This is a genomic window from Pseudomonas sp. 300 (genome assembly GCF_055803035.1).
On the sequence record NZ_JAVLRV010000002.1, the window covers coordinates 1149886 to 1173768 of the forward strand.

The window sequence follows — 23883 nt, forward strand, 5'->3', positions numbered from 1 at the left end:
GTCATTCAGCCTGAGCAGCTTCAAGCTTCTGAATCTCGCCTTCCAACACTGAAAGTTGAGTACGCAAGTCAGATGCTTTCGTTTTCAGGAAGGCTAGATAAGCAGCATCTTGAGTAGCCTCAAACTCTTGACGCAGTGTCAGGCCAGTACGGGACGATGCACTAGAAGGCTTAGAGCCTGCTGCTCTCGGTGCATTACCTTCAAGCCAGCCTTTGAACACTTGATAGGATGGTTTACCCGGCTGCTTACAGAACGCAGTCATTGCAGCGCCTGAGAGGTTGTATTCAGCAATCAACGCTTCCCGGTCTTCTGGTGTGTAGCGTTTGCCTTGTTTTGTGTCAGACATTGTGAAGCTCCTGTGCAGAGACTGTACAGGTTACACACTCTCACTAGACTTATATTCCAGTCAACACACCTACCAGCTAGGAGAGGACTGAAAGCCAGCTCAAGCACAGGATGAGATATTTTTTAACACTATCTTGACAAAAGAGATTTTCTGAGTACCCTAAAGCTCTTATGGGTGTTGTTGATAATATTTCCTATTTAAATAGTATTACCTCTCTAATGGTATTACTGAATAAATTATATAATAATATTCTCTTATTAATTATAGGGTTACTAGCTCACAAGGTATCACTCTCAAAGCTCACGCTTTCCCGCATACCAGCTTCCCCCTCTTCGCTCTTTTGCTACAAGCTCCTACGCTGCGATCTGAGCGGCGATAGTTAGTTATTGCTGTGCTTGCTTGCATTCGTGCTTTAAGCGTCTCCTACAGCCACTTAGGCACCTTCCTGCCTATCTCAAACCCTATCCCATCCCTGCTAATGCCAGAGTGCCACTTTTCCCGTGCAATGCTGGTAAGATTGGTTTCCCACACTGGAGACACGCAGCATGGCAACGGAAGGCAAGAAGTCCCCGTTCACTTTTAAGAATATCGCTTTGTCTGGATTGGGCCTTGTCTTCACGACGTGGCTGATTCCAACCATTCTGGGCTATTACTTCGACACTACTTTCCTGAAGGCAATGCAAGGCTGGCTTCAAGCTGGTTGGGATTTGGCTCTGTTAGATACGCCGATGCCAAATTGGTCGCTGCTGATGCTTAACTTGGCTTTAGTCGGCACGCTGTGTGCCGCAATCTACTTTTACCGGACAGCCGATGCTGCCTACACTGCTTTAGACGAAGCAGAGCGAGTAGTCGACAAACTTCGCAACCCAGATCCTGATGATTTAAGCCGCCAGCAGATTATGATTTTGATGAACATTGCAAATTTAGTAGGAAGCGGTTTACCAAGGAGCCTAGCTTCTCTAGGTTTGGTTTTAGGGACTGGCACTGGTTTTAAACCATTACAGCTTGAAATAGCTTTGGATCATCTGGCCAAGAAAGGCTTTGTTGAGTTTGTGACTTCAGCTAGCATATCTTCATCTTCATCTTCAAGTTACGATTCAAATTCAGGCACACCGTGTCTGACATTGAAGGGTAAGGAGTTTGTACAAGCTCGCCGCGAAAGGAATGCGGAACTGGCAGAGCAGAAAGCAAAAGCTGCAACGCCTGAGAGCTAATCACCACCAGTTACAGTAAAAAGTTTCTACTCTGCCGGTAGGATAGGAACTAATCCGTACGGAAACGCTACAAGCCACACGGAACGTGGCCTAGAGCCCCTTTTTAACTGACACCATTCCGCTAGTATTGCGAGACATCCCTTCAGGGCTGCCGCGTGTTCTGCCTACGAATCAGTTGAAGCAATGGCGGCAAGCTGTCGAACGCAACCGTTGGTTTAACACGATCCTTTTCCGCGAGTGTCTGGGTGGTGATCTTTCGAATTTCGCCTAAGTGTTCTACTTGATACTGCTTAGTGGCACGATCAACACTCTTGTATAACCAAGGGTAGACTTCATCAGGTGCATTCACAGTCATCAATCCATCAGCATAGACAGTGATGTTGTAGCCCACCCCCCGAAGCAACGCATTCAGCTTTATCGGATCGTCTTCAAGCATGTTGTTTTCAATTGACACAGCTCCCATGGTGTCAACAGGGCTCTCTGTCCGCTCCATCACTACCAACTCCGCTTGCAGAGCCTCACGTTCAACCTTGCGAGCCTCAAGCTGACTCATAACTTCAGGTATCAAGCCAACAGTTTGAATGGCCGTGGCAAGGTCACTGATCTTCTGTGCGACGGCCTCCAGCTCACTCTGGATCACCAGTACTCGTTTCTGGTTTACCGTCAACTGTTGCCGCTGAAACGCTGCCTCAATCGCTCTCAATGAAGTAGCAACGCGGATATGGTCAAGCACTGGTTTAGGCATGGTGCGAGCATTCACACAGCCAGCCTCCTTTAGCCTCTGCCTGTTCAAGCAACGCATGCTATGCGGACGTCCATCCTTGCTTTGCATGATGTAGTTGCCACCACAGTGACCACACTTCACTAACCCCACGAGCAGGTGCTTCGCGGTCTTCACAGGCCGTGTTGTTTTTGCATCCTTTCCACGCTGTTGGGCACGAAGAAAAAGGTCAGGCTCGATGATTGCCGGGTAAGCGTTAGGAATGTCATTCCAGTAGCCAAGAACAGTCGGATTTCGCAACCAGCTTTCAATGGTTGGTCCTGAGCATTTGGCTAGCTCTGGCTCTCCTGTCGCACGCATGCGAACGGCAATGGTGGCCTTACCAACGCCAGCGGTGTACAGCTCGAATACTGTCTTAACGTGCTTGGCTATTCGCTCAATGACCATGCCTTCAGTGGTGAGCCAAGTAGGCGTCATTCGCTTCACCTGCTCGCCAGCTCTCGCCTTCTCTTCTCGTATCCGGTACGAAGCCGTGACTCGACGTGACAGGGTTTCAGAATACTGATTCGCCGCCTGTATTTTCGCCATCAACATATAGATGTGCGAGCCGTTCACGCTAGCTCTGTTGTACTCATTGCCGTCATCAAGGGTGATGATCGATACGCCAGCGGATAGAATCGGCGTGAGCAAACGAAGCATGTCTACGGTGTCCATCCGGCCTGTTCGGTCGATGGCTTCCACCAATACAACGTCGCCGTCTTTGATGACCCCAGCCTTGACAGCATCTAGTAGCTTACCGAAGCCGCCACCTTCTTTAGCATGGTCGCCGTGATAGCCAGACTTCGCCAAGTCTTCGAATTTAAGCAAGCTGATCTGGTAGTCGAGATTCCTACCCAACCACTCCGCAATCATGGCCTGCTGGCGTTCTAGGGAGCTGCCGCCGTGTTGCCGGAAGCTGGAAAAGCGTACATACGAGATTGCCTGTTTCATGTGCTCTCCTGAGGCTGCACAGCATAACAGCCTTCAGTGTCACATATGAAAATGCTGCTCCCAACCCTTGATAACCCTACCCGTGCCAATCACACACTGGAAAGGCTTGCCTCGGCTGTAGGAAGAATCGAATTCGGTACCGTCTTCCAGCCAGCCACGATACTGGGTGGTGATCAGTGCACCTTTGACGGCGGCTTTGCCGTTGCCCGGCTCGATATCGATGATTTGCAGTTCGTCGTTCATGCTTCTACTCGTTTACGGTCGCCCGGTCCGGGGCGCGGACGGAGGTTTTCGCAGAATTCGGCGCCGAAGGCAATCCATGGAACTGAACCCTCTGCACCCACTCACATGAGTATCGACTTCGTGCTCAGGAAAGGATGCTCTGATGACCGACCCAGGATCACTGCGCAGTTTCATTCCGCCCTACATTCTCAATCGAATCATCGCCCACGGGTCCGAGCATCAACGCTCCAGCGCGATGCTCACGCTGACACACGTGCGCACACTTCGGCACACGCCGGGCTCACCGGTGCCTTCTGCTGCGGCGGCGATCCTGCCCCCCTCGGTTCAACCCGGCCAGCTCCAGCGCAGCATTCATGATGCGCAAGGCAAAATGCTGCTGCCGGGAATGCCTGCACGCCTTGAGGGCCAGCCAGCGACGGGCGATCCTGCGGTGGATGAGGCTTACGATGCAATGGGCGCCAGTCATGATTTTTTCTGGAAAGTGCTGGGCCGCGACTCCATCGACAATCAGGGTTTTGCGCTGATCGGCAGCGTGCATTACGGCCAGGATTACGAAAATGCCTTTTGGAATGGCGCGCAAATGGTCTTCGGGGACGGCGACGGCGAGATCTTCGAGCGCTTCACCCGCTCGCTGGATGTCATCGGGCACGAGTTGACACACGGCGTGATCGAAAGCGAAGCCGGCCTGGTCTACGCCAACCAGTCGGGGGCATTGAATGAATCGATTTCGGACGTTTTCGGCGTGCTGATCAAGCAATATGTGCTCGGCCAGACGGCAGCAGAGGCGGACTGGTTGATTGGTGCTGACTTGCTGACGCCTCGCATCAAGGGCATCGGCTTGCGGTCGATGGCTCATCCGGGCACGGCTTACGACGACCCGCTGCTGGGCAAGGACCCACAACCGGAGCACATGCGCAAATTCGTCATCACCAGGGAAGACAATGGCGGCGTGCACATCAATTCCGGCATCCCCAATCGAGCGTTTTATCTGGTGGCCGAAACCTTGGGCGGGTTTGCGTGGGAGAAGGCCGGGCGCATCTGGTACGACACGCTGTGCGACAAACGTTTGGGCGGCGAAGCGTCGTTCGAGCAGTTCGCGCAACTGACCCTCGCCCACGCCCACCGCTTCGGTGCCGATGAGGCGCGGGCGGTAGCACACGGGTGGGCCGAGGTGGGGGTCAAACTGACGCAGGAGGGTTCATGAAAACGCTGCCGACACTGGGCGATGATACCGTGGTGCGACTCTCTCGCCAGGGCGGTTTCGCGGCTGTTCACGCCCTCACCCGTCCTCGCGAAATCGAATTCGCGCAATGCGATATCGATCAGCGCGCGCGTATCGGCACGTTGCTGGAGGGTTGCCTGCCACTGGCCCGGGAGTCTTGCGGTCAGGGCGATCAACGCTTCTATCAAATCGAAGTGCGCCTGAGCCTCAATGATCAGGACGGTGGATGGGTGCTGAATGTCCCCGAGGATCAGGCCCCGGGGGAACTGGTGCAGTTGTGGGACAAAGGTGTACTTCTTTAGGGGGACCGTGCAATTGAGCAAGCGTGTGAACTAACATAAGCACACCTTTTCTTGATGATGGCACGCCATGATGGCAAACCCTGAATGAATGTTGTCTGGACCAGCGCAGCCCTCGGCTCATTGGTAGTTGCCCTGATCATCCTGCTGATCTGCCGCGAACGCTCGCACCGAAAGCAGTTGGCCGAGTATCGTGCGCTGATTACCAACCTGTCCGAACGGCAAACCATCCACCAGGATGGCGACGCCGAACGCTTCAAACGCAGCCAGTATTTCGCCAGGATCGGCACCTGGGACTGGGATGTCGACACCGATCGCCTCTACTGGTCCGAGGCGATTTACGGCATGTTCGGCTTCAAGATCGGCGAAGTAACGCCCTCCTACGCCTTGTTTTGCGCCTGCGTGCACCCCGACGACCGGGTCAGGGTGCGGGCCGGTGAGCTGCGTTGCCTGGAAACCGGCGAGAATCATGACGAGGAATACCGGGTGATCTGGCCCGACGGCACCATTCGCTGGCTACGCGAGACCGGCAACGTGGTGAAGAACGATCACGATGAAACGATCAAAATGATGGGCGTGGTCCGTGACATCACCGAGGAAAAAGCGTCCGCCAGTTACTTGCAGCACCTGGCCCACTTCGACCCGTTGACCGGCCTGCCCAATCGATTGGTGCTCGAAGAACGCCTGTCCCAAGCACTTGAGCAGGCGCGAATCACTGCCACGCGAGTAGCCCTGGTGTTCGTCGACCTCAATGGTTTCAAGGCCATCAACGACCATTACGGCCATGCCGCCGGTGACCGCGTCCTCGTCACCACCGCCACGCGCCTGAAGAAGATCCTGCGCGCAACCGACACCGTCGCCCGCATCGGCGGCGACGAATTCGTGGTCATCCTCCAGGGCCTGCCTCAAGGTGGCAGCCTGCAAGACGAAGCCCGGCGTATCTGCCAGAAAATTTTCGTCGAACTCTCGCCGCCGGTGACCATCGGCAACGACCAGCGCCACATCGGCACCAGCCTGGGCGTCGCGGTGTTCCCGGACCATGCGCCGAGCATGGACCGATTGATTCATATTGCCGACCTGGCGATGTATGCGGCTAAACGCAGCGGGAACAATCAGTACCGGTTGGGTGAGCAAGGGTTGAGCCATAGTCGGGTTGAATGAAACAGTTCAGTCTTTACGTTGGCCATAGGCAACGCCGTTGAAACTGTGGGTGCAGCATCGGCAAAACGTCGGCATGTTCTCGGCGGTCAACTCAGGTGCTACTGACGCAAGCAAACCCTGATCATCAACGAACAAACCACTGAAGTAGCTGGCTTCATCTGTCCTCACGAATTCCTTCTGCTCACTTTCGCGCAAAGCAACCATCCAGAAAATCGGCTCTGGTCGATCAAGTCGAGCAACCGCTTCGCTGAAAACGTCATCCCAACGTTCACCCACTCTGGACAGCAGAAACCTGAACAGCGGCGTGTAATCGCGGCCGTGCTGACGGGTTCCATGCATTGAACTTCGTAACGCATCGCTAGTGATTTCGGCTTTTGTATGCCGCTGGTGACGATACTCGCCTGAGTAGTCGTTGCTCCGCACACCCCATGTACGGGTATTGACCTTGCGATAAAGGGGTTTCTTTTCCAACGAGTCGCTCCTGACGTCCAGTCAACAGAATCGCCGTGGAGCTTTACCGCAAGCCAGGACAATTTCAATCAACCGTCCATGGCCAATTGTTGCTGGCGGCCTATCGCTCCACCGGCGTGATATCCATGATCGTCCCGTTGGTGATCATCACCATCATGTACTTGCCATTGATTTGCACCCACTGCGCCTGTTCTTTCGGGGCTTTCAGGCCCTTCGCCTTCCAGTTGCCGATGGCCTTCTCGCTGCGCTGGTAAACATCCGGGGCGCGGTCGCCGACCACCAGTTCGCGGGTGTTGTTGACGCCGGGCTGCACGGTTTTTTGCGGTTCATCGGCTTGAATGATCGGGCTGATACCGGCGATGCCTGCGACGAGGGCAAGGCTGGCGATAAGGGTCTTGCTGTTCATGGGTGAACCTCCAGTGATGTCGTGGTACCTGAACTCCGACTGCGACGGCACGGAAACATTCCTTATGATTGCGCGTGGCATACGCAACGACGCGCCCTTCATACAATCATTGCGGGTCAGGCTGACGCCTGCCGTCACAGCCTTTATCCTTGTGCCCCCCGCCGTACCGAGTTCTGGAGTTTCGCCATGCCCCATGAAGGCAACCTGTTGCAAGCCGCTGTCGTGTTTCTGTTCGCGGCGGTGCTCACCGTTCCTCTGGCCAAGCGCCTGCAACTGGGGGCGGTGCTGGGCTATCTGTTTGCCGGCGTGATTATCGGGCCGTCGGTACTGGGCCTGATCGGTAACCCACAAAGCGTCAGTCATATTTCCGAACTTGGCGTGGTGTTGCTGCTCTTCATCATCGGCCTTGAACTGTCACCACGACGCTTGTGGGTGATGCGCAAAGCGGTGTTCGGTGTCGGTCTGGCGCAGGTGCTGCTGACCGGATCGGTGATTGGCGTGGTGGCGCTGTCCGTGTTTGGCCAGCCGCTGAACAGCGCGATTGTGCTGGGGCTCGGCCTGGCGCTGTCCTCCACGGCTTTCGGCCTGCAAAGCCTGGCCGAGCGCAAGGAGCTGACCAGTCCTCATGGACGGCTCGCGTTCGCGATTCTGCTGTTCCAGGACATCGCGGCGATCCCGCTGATCGCCATGGTGCCGCTGCTGGCGGGCGGCGATCACACCAGCAGTGCTGCCGAGGACGTGAACCACGGTTTGCGGGTGTTGGGCAGCATCGCCGTGGTGGTGATCGGCGGACGTTATCTGCTGCGCCCGGTGTTCCGCGTGGTAGCCCGGACCGGTCTGCCGGAGGTTTCCACCGCCACCGCGTTGCTGGTGGTGATCGGCACCGCGTGGTTGATGGATCTGGTCGGCGTGTCCATGGCGCTTGGCGCGTTCCTCGCCGGTTTGCTGCTGGCGGATTCCGAGTATCGCCACGAACTGGAAGCGCAGATCGAACCGTTCAAAGGCTTGCTGCTCGGGTTGTTTTTTATCAGCGTCGGCATGGGCGCGAATCTCAGTCTGCTGCTCAGCGCACCGATCACGGTACTGGGCCTGACGCTGCTGCTGATCGCCATCAAGTTGCCGCTGCTGTTTGTCGTGGGGCGACTGGCCGGTGGCTTGGGCAAAGTCAGTGCGATTCGCCTCGGCATCGTACTGGCGGCGGGCGGTGAGTTTGCGTTTGTGGTGTTCAAGATTGGCCGCGATCAGGGTTTGTTCGAGCCGCGCCTGTACGATTTGCTGGTGCTGACGATCACCCTGTCCATGGCGGTGACGCCGCTGTTGTTGCTGATCTGCGCACGATTGGTCAGCCCGAAGGTGCAGCCGGTGGTGGTGCCGGAGAAATTCCGCGAGATCGACACCGACGAACCCCGCGTAGTGATCGCCGGCATGGGCCGGATGGGGCAGATCGTCGCCCGTATTCTGCGTGCGCAGAACATCAAGTTCGTCGCCCTCGACACCTCGGTGGAAACCATCGAGCTGTCGCGCAGCTTTGGCGGCGTACCGGTGTTCTACGGCGACCCGATGCGCCCGGAAATCCTCAGCGCAGCCAAGGTCGAGCAGGCGGAATACTTCATCATCGCCACCGATGACCCGGACACCAACATCAAGACCGCCGAGGTGGTGCACAGGCTGTACCCGCACATCAAGATCATCGCCCGCGCCCGAAACCGTCAGCATGTGCACCGGTTGGTGGACCTGGGGGCCGAGGCGATTCGGGAAACCTATTATTCGAGCCTGGAAATGAGCCGGCGCACGCTGGTCGGGCTGGGGCTGACCCAGGCGCAGGCCGATGCACGGATCAAGCGTTTCAAGCATCACGACGAACAAGTGCTGGAAGCGCAGCATGCGGTGTATGACGATGCGGCGAAGGTGTTGCAGACCGCGCAGGAAGCCAGGGCGGAACTGGCGAAGCTGTTTGAGTCGGATCAGCTTGAAGAAGAATCCAGTAAGCGTTGAGGTGAACTTGAGGGCCTCATCGTCGGAACGCCGCCCCGACCAAGCCCGCTCCCATAGGGTTCGTGGGTATACACAAAATCGGAGTCCCCCCGAATTATTGTGGGAGCGGGCTTGCCCGCGATGAACGATGACGAGGTGTATCTGGATAAATAACGATTTCAAAGGAATCCACAATGGCTACCGATCAACCTTCTCCCGCCCTCAAGGAAATCTTCAACGCCGAGCGCCTCAAGCACATCGCCACGGAGATGACCGCGGTCTACCCCGACTTCAACGCCAGGGCGTTCTTGAAACGGGCCAACTACGGTCTGGCCGAGTTGTCGATCATGCAGCGCATGGCCCGGGTCAGCGAATCTCTGCACGCGGTGCTGCCGTTGAGTTTTGAAGAGTCGCTGGAGGTACTGCGCGCCCTCGCCCCGCGCCTGAACAGCGGTTTCGTCAGCATCTCGCTGCCTCATTACGTCGCGACCTATGGCGCCCATGCTTTCGAGCCGTCCATGGCGGCGCTCAAATACTTCACCACCTTCGGCTCCGCTGAATTCGCGATCCGCTATTTCCTGCGCACTGAGCTCAAACGCACGCTGGCCGTGATGCACGATTGGTCGCTGGATAAAAATGAACATGTCCGGCGCCTTGCCAGCGAAGGCTGTCGCCCGCGCCTGCCGTGGTCATTTCGCCTGGAGCAGATCCAGGCTGACCCGAGCCTCGCCGCCACGATCCTCGACAATCTCAAGGCGGACGACAGTCTTTACGTGCGCAAGTCGGTGGCCAACCACCTCAACGACATCACCAAGGACCACCCCGAGTGGGTACTGGACCTGATCGAAAGCTGGTCGCTGGAGAACTGGCATACCGCGTGGATCGCCCGACATGCACTGCGCAGCCTGATCAAACAGGGCAACCAGCGGGCGCTGGCGATCATCGGCGCGGGCGGCAAGCCTGAGGTCGAGATCATTGAGGTGAAGGTCGAACCGGCGGTGATTACCCTTGGGGAGAAAATCACCTTGTCCTTCAGTGTTAAATCCACGGTCGAGGACAGTCAGCGACTGGTGATCGACTACGCCATCGATTACGTCAAGGCCAACGGCAGCACGTCGGCGAAAGTATTCAAACTTAAGGCGCTGACGTTGCCCGGCAAGGCCTGCGAGCGCATCGCCCGTGGTCAGCACATCAAGGCGCTCACCACCCGCAAGCACTACGCAGGCACGCATGCAGTGCACGTGCTGGTGAACGGTGAACGCCTGGCCAGTACCGCCTTCGAGATTACCGCTGACGCTGATTGAGCCCATTGCCGGTCCTGCCGGGCAACATGCGTGTCAGGGTGTTGTCGCGGACCCAGTAGTGATGGAACAACCCCGCCGCCGCGTGCAACCCGATCAGCCAGTAGCCGCTGCTGCCGAGCAGCTCGTGCCAGTACTTGAATTGCTTGGCCAGGTCCGGATCGACCGCTACCAGTGACGGCAGGTAGAAGCCGAACCAGGGCATCGGCTTGCCGCCTGCCGACAGCATCAACCACGCCAGGAGCGGCGTGGCGATCATCAGCCCATACAACGCCAGGTGCATCAGGTGCGACAGGCCGGTCTGCCAATGGGGCAGCGCCGGGCTAATCGGCGGTCGCGGCGTCAAACGCCCGAGCAACCGCAGCCACACCAACACAAATATGCTCAGGCCGAACACGCCGTGCAGGCCGAGAAACAATCCCTTCAGTTCGTGGCCCTTGGGCAACAAACCTTTGATTTCGATGCAGGCATACACGCCTACAAACAGCGCCAGCATCAGCCAGTGCAAGATGATCGAGAGTTGTCCATAGCGCGGGGCGGTTGAATCGCGGGTCATAAAGGGCCTCATGAAGTCGTAACCGGCTGCCGACTCATTCGCGCAGCCCGGATCCGGTGCGTGACCGAACCGACGGGCGCCACCTTGCCCGCCCAGTCTTAAGACAATCTGAAGACAGCCCGAGCAAACTTTTCGCCACCTTCAGACTTCGTTAAGAAATGCCTCCGATACTTCTCCCACATTCACTCCGGGAGGCATCTCCTAATGCCTGATTACGACTGGAACATCCCTCTGCCGCTGCACTTCGGCCACGCGGAAACCCCGCAGTTCAGTCTGGCCCGAGCCTTGCCGGACGAGCCTCAGCGTCCAGTCTTCGAAGCTTTTATCCAGCAACGTTTCCGCAAGGCACACGGCGCCGACATCCGTCATTTCATGCCGGAACTGTTCGGCATGCACAACGCCGCCGGTGAACTTTGTGCGGTGGCCGGCGTACGCCTGGCCAGCGCCGAACCATTGTTTCTGGAGCGCTATCTGGACGAACCGATCGACCCGCTCATCAGCGCCGCGGCCGACCAACCGGTAGACCGTGCGAGCATCATCGAGGTGGGCAACCTGGCGGCCAGCGACACCGGCAGTGCGCGCCTGAGCATCATCGCCATCACCTATCTGCTGGCCATGGGCGGCCTGGAATGGGTGGCGTTCACCGGCAATATCGGCTTGGTGAACAGCTTCCATCGCCTCGGTTTGAAACCCGTCACCCTCTGTGCAGCAGACCCCGCTCGGCTGGGCGATGACCGTCACAGCTGGGGCAGTTACTACGAGAGCAAGCCGTGGGTACACGTCGGCAACATCCGCGCCGGTTTCATCCACTTGCGCAATGCCGGCCTGTTCAATCGCCTGGGGTTGCCGTCGTCCCTCGAGGAGTCCAGTCATGTCGCCTGAACTGGTACGTTTCAAGCAGACCCTGCGTAGCCATGCCGAACGCAAGCCCAATGCCCTCGCCGTGTGGGGTGATCAGTTGAAGCTGGACTACGCCACGCTTTACGCCGAAGTGGTGTATCGCCAGCAGCGTCTGCGCGATGAACAGGTCAAGGTGGTTGCACTGGCCCTGGACAACGGCGTCGAAGCGATGCTCTGGGACCTCGCCGCGCTGTTCGAAGGCCTGACCTGCCTGACGCTGCCGCCCTTCTTCAGCCCGGCGCAACGCAAGCATTGCCTGGAACAAAGCCAGGCAGAGCGGGTGATTGCCGAACCTGAGCTGGCCGCTGAAATGCAATCGGCCGGGTATGAGCAAACCGGTGAGTTCTGGCGTCGTACTTTCGATGGGCCGAACCGGATGCCCGCAGGTACTGCGAAACTGACCTTCACCTCCGGCACCACCGGCACACCGAAAGGTGTGTGCCTGAGCGCCGACAGCATGTTGCGCGTCGTCCATGAGCTGGATCAGGCCAGCAAACCGACCAACCCCCTGCATCATCTCGCGTTGCTGCCCTTGGCGATCCTCCTGGAAAACCTGGGCTGTTATGCCGCGCTGTACGCCGGGGCGACCTTGAGCCTGCCGAGTCAGAAAACCCTGGGCATTCAGGGTGCCAGCGGTGTTGATGTGCCGCGACTGCTGGGCTACCTCGCCGCCCGTGCCCCGGAAAGCCTGATCCTGGTGCCGCAGTTGCTGTTGCTGCTGGTCAGCGCCGCCGAACAAAAAGCCTTCTCGCCCTCCTCGTTACGCTTTGCCGCCGTGGGTGGGGCACGAGTGTCCGAGGAGTTGCTGCAGCGCGCACAACGTCTCGGTCTGCCGGTCTACGAAGGTTATGGGCTGTCGGAGTGCGCGTCGGTGGTGTGCCTGAATCGGCCGCAAGCCCAACGCCCCGGCAGTGTCGGCAAACCCCTGCCGCATGTGGAGATTCGCCTGGCGGACGACGGTGAGGTGCTGATCAAGGGATCAACCTTGCTGGGCTATCTGGGCGAAGCGCCACACACCGACGAATGGTGGCCCAGCGGTGATCTCGGCGAGTTCGACGCCGATGGCTTCCTCTACCTCAAAGGGCGCAAGAAGCATCAATTCGTCAGCAGTTTCGGGCGCAACGTCAACCCTGAGTGGGTCGAGGCCGAGTTGACTCAACGCCGACACATCGCTCAGGCCTTCGTCTACGGCGAAGCCATGCCACGTAACCATGCACTGCTTTGGCCGCATCGCCCGGACTGCAGCGACGAAGAACTGGCCGCCGCCGTGGCCGAGGCCAACGAGGCGCTGCCCGATTACGCCCAGGTCCATCACTGGACGCGCCTGGATCAACCCTTTACACCGGCCAACGGGCTGCTGACCGCCAATGGTCGACCGCGCCGCGACGCCATCGTCGCGCTTTACCGCGCGCAACTGACTGAATCGACACTTTCCGAGGAATCGGCATCATGAGTTTTTTCGACACCCTGCAAGAAGCCACGCAACAGGAACGACACGAACTGTTCAACCTGCCCATCATCCGCGATGCGCTGGAGGGCAAGGTCAGCCTGGAAGGCTACCGGGCCTTTCTGACCCAGGCCTACTACCACGTGCGCCACACCGTGCCATTGATGATGGCCTGTGGCGCGCGGCTGCCCCTGCGCCTGGAGTGGCTGCGCGAGGCCGTGTGCGAGTACATCGAGGAAGAATACGGTCACGAAAAATGGGTGCTCGACGACATCGAAGCCTGCGGCGGTGACAAGGCGGCGGTACTTGAAAGTCGTCCGTCCCTGCCGATCGAGTTGATGGTCAGCTTCCTCTACGACCTGATTGCCCGGGACAACCCGGTCGGTCTGTTCGGCATGGTCAATGTGCTGGAAGGCACCAGCATCGCCCTCGCCACCCACGCCGCCGGCAGCATTCGCCAGCGTCTGGACTTGCCCGAAACCGCCTTCAGCTACCTCAGCTCCCACGGTTCCCTGGACATCGAGCACATGCAGACCTACCGCCGGTTGATGAACACCCTTGACGATCCAGCCGATCAGGCCGCGGTGATTCACGCCTCGAAGGTGGTCTACAAACTCTACGCGGATATGTTCCGTGGCCTGCCGCGTGACGGGGAGAACTCGCATGCGCCTGTCTGAGGCTCGCGTGGTGCTGACCGGTGCCAGCGGCGGCATCGGCCTCGCCATCGCGTCGGCCTTGTGCGCCAGTGGCGCACGGGTGTTGGCGGTGGCCCGGCATCGGGAATCCCTGGAGCCATTACTTGCGCGCTATCCGCAGCACCTGTGCTGGGTCGGCGCCGACCTGACGTTCCTCGCCGACAGACGCAAAGTACTGGCCGCCGCCGAAGCCATTGGCGGCATCAACCTGCTGATCAATGCCGCCGGGGTCAATCACTTCGCCATGCTTGAACAGCTGGATGACAGCGACATCAACGCGATGCTGGCAGTCAACATCAGCGCGCCCATCTGCCTGACCAAACTCTTGCTGCCGCTGCTCAAGCAAGCCGACAGCGCGATGGTGGTGAACGTCGGCTCGACCTACGGCTCGATCGGGTACCCCGGTTACGCCAGCTATTGCGCCACCAAATTTGCCCTGCGCGGATTTTCCGAAGCCCTGCGTCGAGAGCTGGCGGACACCCGGGTCGGCGTTCTGTACGTCGCTCCCCGCGCCACCCGCACGACCATGAACAGCCCGGCGGCGCAGGCCTTGAATGACGCGCTCAAATCCAATGTCGATGATCCGCAAACCGTCGCCTCGGCCGTGATCCACGCGATTGCCGGCGACCGCCGCGACTTGTACCTGGGCTGGCCGGAGCGCTTTTTCGTGCGCCTGAACAGCCTGCTGCCCAATCTGGTGGACCGTGGCTTGCGCAAGCAATTGCCACTGATCCGTCGCCTGAGTCAGAAGCCCGACAACGAGAACCTCAAACCATGAAAAAATTCGCCGCTTGCCTGCTGTTGGGCGCCCTGAGCCAGAGCGTCTGGGCCCTGGACAACACAGATCAACAGCGCCTTTCCGGCATCCAGCAAAGCTGGGCGCACATTCAATACGAGCTGCCCGCCGATCAACGCACCACTGCGTTTGAAAAGCTCGCCGCCCAGGCGACAGCCTTTACACGGGAGCGCCAGTCGGTGGCCGAAGCCTGGATCTGGTCCGGCATCGTCACCAGCAGTTGGGCCGGCGCCCAGGGCGGGCTCGGTGCGTTGAGCAAGGTCAAGGACGCCAAGGCCGATCTGGAAAAAGCCCTGGCCCTGGACCCCAAAGCCCTGCAAGGCTCGGCCTATACCAGCCTGGCCGCGCTGTATGACCGTGTGCCGGGCTGGCCCATCGGTTTCGGCGACGCTGACAAGGCCGAGCAGTTGCTTAAACAGGCCTTGCAACTCAACCCGAATGGCATCGATAGTCTGTACTTCTGGGGCGATCACCTCTACCGTCAAAAACGCTACAGCGAGGCCAAAGGTGCGCTGCAAAAAGCACTGCAAGCCGAACCAAGGCCAGGCCGGGAAACCGCCGACGCCGGACGTCGCAAAGAAATCGAAGCGTTGCTGGTGGACGTCAACAAGAAACTCGAGTGACAGGAGTCTGTGTGCGTTTATTACTGATCGAGGATGACGTGGCCCTCGGCGAGGGCATTCATCAGGCCCTGTGCCGCGAAGGCTACACCGTCGACTGGTTGCAGGATGGCAGCAGCGCGTTGCATGCGCTGCTCAGCGAAACCTTTGACCTGGCCGTGCTCGACCTCGGCCTGCCGCGCATGGACGGGATCGAAGTGCTGCGCCGCTTGCGTGACAGTGGTTCCAATCTGCCGGTGCTGATCCTGACTGCCCGAGACGCCACCGAAGACCGCATCGCCGGGCTTGATGCCGGTGCTGACGACTACCTGATCAAACCCTTCGATCTGGCTGAACTCAAGGCCCGTCTACGGGCCTTGTTGCGGCGCAGCGCCGGCCGCGCCCAAGTGCTGATCGAGCACGCTGGCATCAGCCTGAACCCCGGCACGCAGCAGGTCAGCTATCAGGGTGAGCCGGTGGCACTGACGCCCAAGGAATATCAGTTGCTCCACGAACTGCTGTCGCCACCGGGCCGGGTCATGACGCGCGATCATTTGATGCAGTTGCTGTACGGCTGGAACGAAGAAGCTGAGAGCAACACCCTGGAAGTCCATATCCATCACCTGCGCAAGAAATTCTCCACCGACCTGATCCGCACGATCCGCGGTGTCGGTTATTTGGTGGAGGAGCGCCGATGACGTCTATCCGGCGCCGCACCCTGACGCTGATCATTGGCTTGATGCTTGCCGGCCTGGGAGTGATCAGTGCGTTGAACCTGCACGACAGCAACCACGAAATCGCCGAGGTCTACGACGCCCAACTCGCCCAGAACGCCCGGTTGCTACAAGGGGTGATGCGCATGCCCTTGGCGACCAAGGAACACGCCGAGCTTTATCAGGCGTTCAACAAGGCGCTGGGTGAAGCAGAGCCAAGGGTCGACGGCCATCCGTACGAAACCAAGATTGCCTTTCAAGTCTGGAATGCCAAGGGCGAAGTGCTGGTGCATACCGCCAGTGCCCCCTCCTTCATCGCGCCCCCGGCGAAACCGGGTTACAGCGATGTCGTGGACCTGAACAACCGCCACTGGCGTGCGTTCATGCTCGAAGACAAACAAAACAACCTGCGCATCTGGGTCGGCGAACGGGACGATGTGCGTTCGGACCTGGTGGACCGGATTGTTCGTCATACCCTGTGGCCCAATGTGCTGGGCAGCCTGATTCTCGCGGCGATGATCTGGATGGCGATCGGTTGGGGCCTCAAGCCTCTGGCCGACATGGCGGCCACGTTGCGGGCACGGCACAGCGGCTCATTGGAACCTCTGCAATTGAATCCGTTGCCCAGTGAGCTGGAACCGATGCAAGCCGCACTCAACCGCATGCTCGCGCAGATACAGGAAGTGCTCGGTCGCGAACGTCGCTTCATCGCCGACGCGGCCCATGAAATGCGCACGCCCCTGGCGGTGCTGCGGGTGCATGCGCAAAACCTGCTGGAGGCCGGCACCGAGCAGGAACGTCGGGAGTCTCTGGCGTTTCTGATCGCCGGGGTCGATCGCACCAGCCGCCTGGTCAATCAACTATTGACTATGGCCCGCCTGGAACCCAAAGCCACCGCCCCGGTTTTGCATGTCATTGACCTGAGCGCCACCGTGCGCGCCAGCCTGGTTCAACTCACGCCCTGGATCCTGAGCAAAAACCTTGAATTGGCATTCGACGTCAGTGAGCAGCCCTTCGAAATGGTTGCCGACGCAGCTGTGATCGATATTGCCCTGAACAACCTGATCAGCAACGCCGTAAATTTTTCCCCTGAACAGGGCGTTATCACGGTGAAGCTCAGTCAGGCGGACGGGTTTTATTCGCTGAGTGTCGAGGACCAAGGGCCCGGCATCAACGAATCGGATCGCGGGCGATTGTTCGAGCGTTTTTACAGTCGCGGGAATGCGCAAGGAGCGGGATTGGGCCTGACCATCGTCAACACCATCGCGACTCGACTGGGGGGCCATATCACCCTGGCCAACCGCCCCGAAGGCGGGTTGTGCGCAACCTTGTCGATTCCGGACGGCCATCCTCGCAACCCATTGCAGCGCACCACCCGAGATCTGCCGCCGAACACCTGAAACCGCTTGAAACGCCGCCCCTGCGAGAACTGCCTTGCCGGTGCGGCTCAAGACGGTATCTACAAGGGATCGGGGCCTCGCAGTAAATCCTGTTCCCGCTCACACAACTCCACCACGTAATCCCACAATACCCGCAGCCGCACGGATTTGTGCAGCTCGCGGCGGGTGCTGATCCAGTAACTGCGCTGGATGCTTTCATCCGGCAACAGCGGCACCAAGTCCGGATCGGCGCTGGCCATATAGCACGGCAGCACCGCAATCCCCAGCCCCGAGCGCGCCGCCTGTTGCTGGGCGATCACACTGGTGCTGTGAAACACCACCTGCGGGTTGCGACAAAAGCTGTTGAGAAACATCAGCTCCTGACTGAACAGCAAGTCATCGACATAGCCGATCCACGCGTGGCGCCCGAGGTCTTCGCGGCTGCGTAACGGTGGAGCGTTGTCGAGGTAGGCCTGGCTGGCGTACAGCGCCAGGCGATAGTCGGTGAGTTTGCGCGTGACCAGCATGTCGGCAGCCGGGCGTTCGAGGTGGATACTGATCTCCGCTTCGCGGTTGAGGATGCTGACAAATCGCGGCACCGCCACCAGTTCCACCTCCAGCCCCGGATAGCGTTCGAACAAGCCGTTCATGCGACTGGCGAGGAACATGATGCCCAGGCCTTCGGTCACCCCGACGCGAATCTTGCCCAGCGGCGCCGTCGATTGAGTGATTTCTTCCTGAGCCAGCAACGCGACGTTTTCCATCGCTTCAGCGTGTTTGAGCAGCGCTTCACCCGCTGGCGTCAATTCATATCCCTGAGCGTGCTGGACGAACAGCGCCGTGCCGAGGCTTTTTTCGATGGCCTCGATGTGCCGGGCCACGGTGGCGTGAGTGGTATTCAAACGGCGGGCAGCGGTGAGCAAACGCCCGCTGCGCTGCAACTCGAGAAAAAACCGTAGGTCATTCCAATCGAACATGAACCTTCCTTAGGGCTGCGCTGTTTAAAAACGCACAGCAGCTGCGCAAAAACTAACATTCTTTTGACGAAAGCTAACAACTAGGATGACCGACAACAAGAACAACAATACGAGGTCAGGGATGCAGACTTCCCTTGATGAATACGACTACATCGTGGTCGGGGCCGGGCCGGCGGGTTGTTTGCTGGCCAATCGATTGTCGGCCAACCCGCAACACCGGGTCCTGCTGCTCGAAGCCGGCGGCCGCGATAACTACGCGTGGATTCACATCCCCGTGGGTTACCTGTTCTGCATCGGCAACCCGCGCACCGACTGGTGCTTCAAGACCGAAGCGCAGGCAGGCCTGCAAGGTCGCGCCCTGAGTTACCCGCGCGGCAAGGTGCTCGGTGGCTGTTCCTCAATCAACGGCATGATCTACATGCGCGGCCAGGCCAGTGACTACGACGGCTGGGCGGCCGATGGCAATCCCGGCTGGCGTTGGGACGATGTATTGCCGTTGTTCAAGAAAAGCGAAAACCATTTTGCCGGCGACTCGCAATTTCACGGCGCCGCCGGGGAATGGCGGATCGAACGTCAACGACTGTCCTGGCCGATTCTCGATGCCTTCCGCAGCGCGGCCGAACAAAGCGGCATCGCCAGCATCGACGACTTCAATCAGGGCGACAACGAAGGCTGCGGCTATTTTCAGGTCAATCAAAAGGCCGGGATTCGCTGGAACGCGGCCAAGGCATTTCTCAAGCCTGTCCGCCATCGTCCCAATCTCACCGTGCTGACCGACGTAGAAGTCGACCGCGTGCTCCTGGAAAACGGCCGTGCAGCGGCGGTCAGCGCACGCTGGCAGGGTCAGGCGAAAACCTTCAAGGCGCGCAAGGAAATCGTCCTTTGCGCGGGTGCCGTCGGTTCGCCGACCATCCTGCAACGCTCCGGCATCGGCCCTCGCCCCCTCCTGGAAAAACTGGGCATCGGTGTGGCCCATGAGCTGCCCGGTGTAGGCGGCAACCTGCAGGATCACCTGCAACTGCGGCTGATCTACAAACTGCAAAACGCACGCACCCTGAACCAGATCGCTGGCAGTGTGTGGGGCAAGATGGGCATGGGTTTGCGTTACCTGTACGACCGCAGTGGCCCGCTGTCCATGGCCCCGAGTCAGCTCGGTGCGTTTGCCCGATCGGGGCCGGAGCAGACTTCGGCGAATCTCGAATACCACGTGCAGCCGCTGTCGCTGGAACGCTTCGGTGAGCCGTTGCATGCCTTCCCGGCCTTCACGGCTTCGGTCTGCGACTTGCGACCGCAAAGCCGTGGGCGTATCGACATTCGTTCGGCCGATCCGCAGGACGCGCCGCTGATTCAACCTAATTATTTGAGCCATCCGGAAGATTTACGTATCGCCGCCGATGCGATCCGCCTGACCCGACGCATCGTTTCCGCCCCCGCCCTGCAAGCGTTCAAACCGGTGGAGTACCTGCCTGGAGACAGTTTGCAAAGCGAAGAACAACTGCACGAAGCCGCTGCGCGAATCGGCACGACGATTTTCCATCCGGTCGGCACCTGCCGAATGGGCAACGACGTGGATGCGGTGGTCGATGCCGAACTGAAAGTCCACGGCATTCCCGGCCTGCGCATCGCCGATGCCTCGATCATGCCGCGCATCACCTCGGGCAACACCTGTTCGCCGACGCTGATGATTGCCGAGAAGGCCGCGCAACTCATTCTGGAAGCACCCACAAGGAGTCTTGCACCTGACAAAAACGCACTGACCGCAGTCTCTTGAGCAAAAGGAATAGCGGCACCGTCCACAAGACGTGCCGACAGTGGAACAACAAAAACAATCACTGTGAGGGATACCGATATGTCAGAACATGTTCAGCCTCTGGAAATCACGCGCAGCAGCACCGACGCCGGCCGTGACACCCGCAAAGTCATCTTCGCTTCGTCACTGGGAACGGTGTTCGAGTGGTACGACTTTTTCCTCTACGGCGCCCTCGCGGCGGTGATCAGCAAACAGTTTTTCGCCGGGGTCAACGACACCACGGCATTCATCTTTGCACTGATGGCATTCGCCGCCGGCTTCATCGTACGGCCCTTTGGTGCGCTGGTGTTCGGGCGGCTGGGGGACATGATCGGGCGCAAATACACCTTCCTCGCTACCATTGTTCTCATGGGTGTCGCGACGTTTTGCGTCGGGCTGCTGCCGACTTACGCGAGCATCGGCATTGCAGCGCCGATCATCCTCGTGGTGCTGCGCATGCTTCAGGGCCTGGCCTTGGGCGGTGAGTACGGTGGCGCTGCGACCTATGTCGCGGAACACGCGCCCATTGGCAAACGCGGTTTCCACACCAGCTGGATTCAGTCCACTGCAACCCTTGGCTTGCTGCTGTCGTTGCTCGTGGTGCTGGGTTGCCGCTACTTCACCGGCGACCAGTTCGAAGTCTGGGGCTGGCGGATTCCGTTCCTGTTTTCCATCGTGCTGCTGGGCATCTCGACCTGGATTCGCCTGAGCCTGCACGAATCGCCCGCGTTCGTGAAAATGAAAGAGGAAGGCAAACTCTGCAAGTCGCCTTTGCGCGACTCCTTCGGTAAATGGGAAAACCTCAAAGTCGTGCTGATCGCGCTGTTCAGCATCAACGCCGGGCAAGCGGTGACATTCTACGCGGCGCAGTTCTACGTGCTGTTCTTCCTCACCCAGTTCCTGAAAATGGACCCGGCCCTGGCCAACAGCCTGCTGATCGTCAGCGTGATCATCGGCGCGCCGTTCTTCATCTTCTTTGGTTGGCTGTCGGACAAGGTCGGGCGTAAACCGGTGTTGATGATCGGCCTGTTGCTGGCTACCGCGTTGTACTTCCCGATCTTCAAATCCATCGCCCACTACGCCAACCCGGCCATCGACCAGGCCAGCCGCCAGGCGCCGATCACCGTACTGGCCGACCCGGCCACTTGCACCTTCCAGTTCGATCCGGTGGGCAAGGCGAAATTTGACAGCCCGTGCGACAAGGTCAAAACCTTCCTGGTGAAACAGGGCTTGCCCTACATCAGCGAAGCGGCCCCGGCCGGCAGCGGTGTGCAGGTCAGCGTCGGCGAGGTGAAAATCGATGGCTACGACGAAGCGGCCCTGCGCGGCGCGGTAACATTGGCGGGGTATCCGTCAAAGGCCGATACGCAACAGGTCAACAAGCCGATGATCGTGGCGCTGATGGTTGTGCTGATCATCATCTCCGCGATGTGCTACGGCCCGCTGGCGGCGCTCATGGTCGAACTGTTCCCGACCCGCATCCGCTACACGTCGATGTCCTTGCCGTATCACATCGGCAACGGCTGGTTCGGCGGGTTCCTGCCGACGGTGTCGTTTGCGTTGGTGGTGTATACCGGGGATATCTTCTATGGGCTTTGGTACCCGGTGGTAATTACTGCGGTGAGTCTGGTGGTGGGGATGATCTGTTTGCGTGAGACCAAGAACGTGGATCTTGATACCAACTGAGTGAGGTTTGAACGGGGTGTGGGCAAGTGAGTGGGGGTTTATCCGTTTCTTCGGTAACGGCCACTTAAGGTTCCGCCCCTACGACGGGTCACTTGGAAGAGCGCCGCCATCCTTGGCCGGGGGCGGCTACCGCCACAGCACCGCGAGGCGGCCGATCGGCCGGCCTGGCTCTTCAAGCATACGCATTCCCCCTGTGGGAGCTAGCCTGCTAGCGATGGACGTCCAGACACCGCGTTCATTCAGACAGCACGCGTTATCGTTAACGACCATCGCTAGCAGGCTAGCTCCCACAGGTATGAGTTGGCTCTAGTTGTTGATCAGGCTTTTGATCTTGATCTGCCCCGTCGGAAGGCCGAGCGCAGATTCTGCGCAGTGGGCAACCCGGCATGGATGGCCGATAGCGGTGGGCCCACGGAGCAGGACCGGAGCGAGGGTATGGCGAGCCACCGTACGTCAGGGGCGCAGGCGCTTGGTTACTTGGGGCCGGGCGGCGTTCCGTTTTTCCAAGTAACCCGCCGTAGGGGCGGAGCCTTAAGTGGCCGTTACCGCAGCAGCGGATATGTACACCATCAAAGCCTATGTCGCCCGACACATAGCCATCGCGGGCAAGCCCGCTCCCACAGGGTTTCGGGTACATCCGCGAGAACAGGTCGGCTGTCCGGCCGTCTTAGCGAGCAGGTTCGCTTCAACAGGGGTCCGTGGACCCTTCCGCGAGATCAAACCGCAATCCATTTCCTCAAGTGAACAGAATTACCGCAAACGCGATCCGTTTTCGCTAATCTGACCCGATGCACCCATCGCCCCGCCACTCACCCGACCGAGGCACCATGATCATTTCATCCGCATCCGACTACCGCGAGGCAGCCCGCCGCAAACTTCCCCGTTTCCTGTTCGACTACATCGACGGCGGCGCTTATGCCGAACACACACTGAGGGCCAACAGCGCCGACCTGACGGGCATCAGCCTGCGTCAGCGCATTCTGAAAAACGTCGAAACCCTGAGCCTTCAAACCACCCTCTTCGACCAGCCCTTCGCAATGCCGATCATCCTCGCGCCCGTCGGCCTGACGGGCATGTTCGCCCGACGGGGTGAAGTGCAGGCGGTCAAAGCGGCGGAAAACAAAGGCATTCCCCTGTGCCTGTCAACCGTGTCGGTGTGTTCGATCGAGGAAGTGGTGGCGCAAAGCCAACAATCCATCTGGTTCCAGCTGTATGTGCTGAAAGACCGGGGCTTCATGAAAAATGCCCTGGAACGAGCGAAGGCCGCCGGGGTGAAGAACCTGGTGTTTACCGTCGACATGCCCACGCCCGGCGCGCGCTACCGGGATGCGCACTCGGGGATGTCCGGGCCGTTTGCATCATCGCGGCGAATGCTTCAGGCGATGACCCGACCCGACTGGGCCTTCAACGTCGGCGTCATGGGGCGCCCGCATGACCTGGGCAATATCTCGAAGTACCTTGGCAAAGCCGTCACGCTCGAAGATTACATGGGCTGGCTGGCGAACAACTTCGACCCGTCGATCAGCTGGAGCGATCTGGAGTGGATTCGTGACTTCTGGAAAGGCCCGATGATCATCAAAGGCATTCTCGATCCTCAAGACGCGCGGGATGCCGTCAGCTTTGGCGCGGACGGCATTGTGGTGTCGAACCACGGCGGGCGACAGCTGGACGGCGTGCTTTCCACGGCCAAGGCCTTACCGCCCATCGTACAAGCGGTGGGGAATGATCTGACGGTGCTGGTCGACTCAGGGATCCGCTCGGGGCTTGATGTCGTGCGGATGCTGGCGCTGGGCGCAAAAGGCGTGTTGCTGGGGCGCTCCATGGCGTACGCGCTGGCCGCCGACGGTCAGCGCGGGGTGGAAAACATGCTGGATATTTTCGCCAGGGAAATGCGCGTGGCGATGACGTTGACCGGGGTGACGTCGATTGCTCAGATCGATGAATCGACGCTGGTGCAGGCGGTTCGGTGAGCTGATCGTGATCATTAATAAAACCGCG

At 59.2% G+C, this 23883-nt stretch carries 22 protein-coding genes and 1 pseudogene; 16 read left to right on the forward strand and 7 right to left on the reverse strand.

The features are described from left to right. Position 1: 1 nt before the first annotated feature. Positions 2-346 (reverse strand): hypothetical protein, encoded by a 345-nt coding sequence (locus tag Q7W83_RS11755; protein ID WP_473656112.1) that lies wholly within the window; start codon positions 344-346, stop codon positions 2-4. 545 nt (positions 347-891) lie between these two features. Between Q7W83_RS11755 and Q7W83_RS11760 the strand changes: the two genes are divergently transcribed. Then, positions 892-1560, forward strand: a complete 669-nt coding sequence (locus Q7W83_RS11760; protein ID WP_473656113.1) for a hypothetical protein — start codon at positions 892-894, stop codon at positions 1558-1560. 142 nt (positions 1561-1702) lie between these two features. Here Q7W83_RS11760 and Q7W83_RS11765 read toward each other — a convergent pair whose 3' ends face one another. Both Q7W83_RS11765 and Q7W83_RS11770 read right to left on the reverse strand, forming a co-directional pair. Further along, a complete protein-coding gene (locus Q7W83_RS11765; RefSeq protein ID WP_473656114.1) occupies positions 1703-3271 on the reverse strand; it encodes a recombinase family protein in 1569 nt (522 codons plus the stop codon). Positions 3272-3325: 54 nt separating this feature from the next. Continuing rightward, positions 3326-3514: pseudogene (locus tag Q7W83_RS11770) on the reverse strand (FKBP-type peptidyl-prolyl cis-trans isomerase); the annotation flags it as partial. A 142-nt stretch (positions 3515-3656) separates the two neighbouring features. Here Q7W83_RS11770 and Q7W83_RS11775 point away from each other — a divergent pair. From Q7W83_RS11775 to Q7W83_RS11785, 3 genes are all read left to right on the forward strand, one after another. After that, on the forward strand, positions 3657-4718 hold the full coding sequence (locus tag Q7W83_RS11775; protein WP_150630465.1) for a M4 family metallopeptidase: 1062 nt from the start codon (positions 3657-3659) through the stop codon (positions 4716-4718). Beyond that, positions 4715-5038, forward strand: coding sequence for a protealysin inhibitor emfourin (locus tag Q7W83_RS11780; RefSeq protein ID WP_150630464.1), 324 nt, complete (start codon positions 4715-4717; stop codon positions 5036-5038). The genes Q7W83_RS11775 and Q7W83_RS11780 overlap by 4 nt, the downstream gene beginning before the upstream one ends. Positions 5039-5122: 84 nt before the next feature. Then, positions 5123-6196: a sensor domain-containing diguanylate cyclase gene (locus tag Q7W83_RS11785; protein ID WP_150630463.1), complete on the forward strand. Its 1074-nt coding sequence runs from the start codon at positions 5123-5125 to the stop codon at positions 6194-6196. A 6-nt stretch (positions 6197-6202) separates the two neighbouring features. Here Q7W83_RS11785 and Q7W83_RS11790 read toward each other — a convergent pair whose 3' ends face one another. After that, the gene (locus tag Q7W83_RS11790; protein WP_473656115.1) at positions 6203-6667 is read right to left on the reverse strand and encodes a hypothetical protein; all 465 of its coding nucleotides are present in this window, start codon (positions 6665-6667) and stop codon (positions 6203-6205) included. A gap of 100 nt (positions 6668-6767) precedes the next feature. Further along, positions 6768-7073 carry an RcnB family protein gene (locus Q7W83_RS11795; RefSeq protein ID WP_473656116.1) on the reverse strand — a complete coding sequence of 102 codons (306 nt, stop codon included), beginning with the start codon at positions 7071-7073 and terminating at the stop codon, positions 6768-6770. A 186-nt stretch (positions 7074-7259) separates the two neighbouring features. Here Q7W83_RS11795 and Q7W83_RS11800 point away from each other — a divergent pair, with 186 nt between their 5' ends. Together Q7W83_RS11800 and Q7W83_RS11805 are read left to right on the forward strand one after the other, a co-directional pair. Continuing rightward, positions 7260-9068, forward strand: coding sequence for a monovalent cation:proton antiporter-2 (CPA2) family protein (locus Q7W83_RS11800; RefSeq protein WP_473656117.1), 1809 nt, complete (start codon positions 7260-7262; stop codon positions 9066-9068). A 173-nt stretch (positions 9069-9241) separates the two neighbouring features. Continuing rightward, positions 9242-10351 carry a DNA alkylation repair protein gene (locus Q7W83_RS11805; protein ID WP_473656118.1) on the forward strand — a complete coding sequence of 370 codons (1110 nt, stop codon included), beginning with the start codon at positions 9242-9244 and terminating at the stop codon, positions 10349-10351. Here Q7W83_RS11805 and Q7W83_RS11810 read toward each other — a convergent pair. Further along, positions 10332-10904 carry a cytochrome b gene (locus Q7W83_RS11810; protein ID WP_150636237.1) on the reverse strand — a complete coding sequence of 191 codons (573 nt, stop codon included), beginning with the start codon at positions 10902-10904 and terminating at the stop codon, positions 10332-10334. The genes Q7W83_RS11805 and Q7W83_RS11810 overlap by 20 nt on opposite strands. A gap of 204 nt (positions 10905-11108) precedes the next feature. Between Q7W83_RS11810 and Q7W83_RS11815 the strand changes: the two genes are divergently transcribed. From Q7W83_RS11815 to Q7W83_RS11845, 7 genes are read left to right on the forward strand one after another with little or no spacing between them, the layout of a single operon-like run. After that, positions 11109-11786 (forward strand): thermostable hemolysin, encoded by a 678-nt coding sequence (locus Q7W83_RS11815; protein ID WP_150630457.1) that lies wholly within the window; start codon positions 11109-11111, stop codon positions 11784-11786. Next, entirely contained in the window at positions 11776-13257 is a 1482-nt protein-coding gene (locus Q7W83_RS11820; RefSeq protein ID WP_473656119.1) for an AMP-binding protein, read from the forward strand. Before Q7W83_RS11815 ends, Q7W83_RS11820 begins: the two co-directional genes overlap by 11 nt. Further along, complete coding sequence (locus tag Q7W83_RS11825; RefSeq protein WP_458377524.1) at positions 13254-13928, forward strand: TenA family transcriptional regulator; 675 nt, start codon at positions 13254-13256, stop codon at positions 13926-13928. Before Q7W83_RS11820 ends, Q7W83_RS11825 begins: the two co-directional genes overlap by 4 nt. Continuing rightward, positions 13915-14724: an SDR family oxidoreductase gene (locus Q7W83_RS11830; protein ID WP_150630454.1), complete on the forward strand. Its 810-nt coding sequence runs from the start codon at positions 13915-13917 to the stop codon at positions 14722-14724. Before Q7W83_RS11825 ends, Q7W83_RS11830 begins: the two co-directional genes overlap by 14 nt. Beyond that, positions 14721-15365, forward strand: coding sequence for a tetratricopeptide repeat protein (locus Q7W83_RS11835; protein WP_473656120.1), 645 nt, complete (start codon positions 14721-14723; stop codon positions 15363-15365). The genes Q7W83_RS11830 and Q7W83_RS11835 overlap by 4 nt, the downstream gene beginning before the upstream one ends. Positions 15366-15376: 11 nt before the next feature. Beyond that, a complete protein-coding gene (locus Q7W83_RS11840; RefSeq protein WP_150630452.1) occupies positions 15377-16039 on the forward strand; it encodes a response regulator in 663 nt (220 codons plus the stop codon). Continuing rightward, complete coding sequence (locus Q7W83_RS11845) at positions 16036-17454, forward strand: ATP-binding protein (RefSeq protein ID WP_150630451.1); 1419 nt, start codon at positions 16036-16038, stop codon at positions 17452-17454. Before Q7W83_RS11840 ends, Q7W83_RS11845 begins: the two co-directional genes overlap by 4 nt. A gap of 59 nt (positions 17455-17513) precedes the next feature. On the opposite strand, the gene Q7W83_RS11850 is transcribed toward Q7W83_RS11845, so the two are convergent. Continuing rightward, the gene (locus Q7W83_RS11850) at positions 17514-18410 is read right to left on the reverse strand and encodes a LysR family transcriptional regulator (protein WP_150630450.1); all 897 of its coding nucleotides are present in this window, start codon (positions 18408-18410) and stop codon (positions 17514-17516) included. 121 nt (positions 18411-18531) lie between these two features. On the opposite strand from Q7W83_RS11850, the gene Q7W83_RS11855 reads away from it, so the two are divergent. The 3 genes from Q7W83_RS11855 (at position 18532) to lldD (ending at position 23855) form a co-directional block, all read left to right on the forward strand. Beyond that, complete coding sequence (locus Q7W83_RS11855; RefSeq protein WP_150630449.1) at positions 18532-20181, forward strand: GMC family oxidoreductase; 1650 nt, start codon at positions 18532-18534, stop codon at positions 20179-20181. 78 nt (positions 20182-20259) lie between these two features. Next, a complete protein-coding gene (locus Q7W83_RS11860) occupies positions 20260-21885 on the forward strand; it encodes an MFS transporter (RefSeq protein ID WP_150630448.1) in 1626 nt (541 codons plus the stop codon). Between the two features lie 827 nt (positions 21886-22712). Continuing rightward, entirely contained in the window at positions 22713-23855 is a 1143-nt protein-coding gene (lldD, locus tag Q7W83_RS11865; protein ID WP_150632815.1) for an FMN-dependent L-lactate dehydrogenase LldD, read from the forward strand. The last annotated feature ends 28 nt before the right edge of the window (positions 23856-23883 follow it).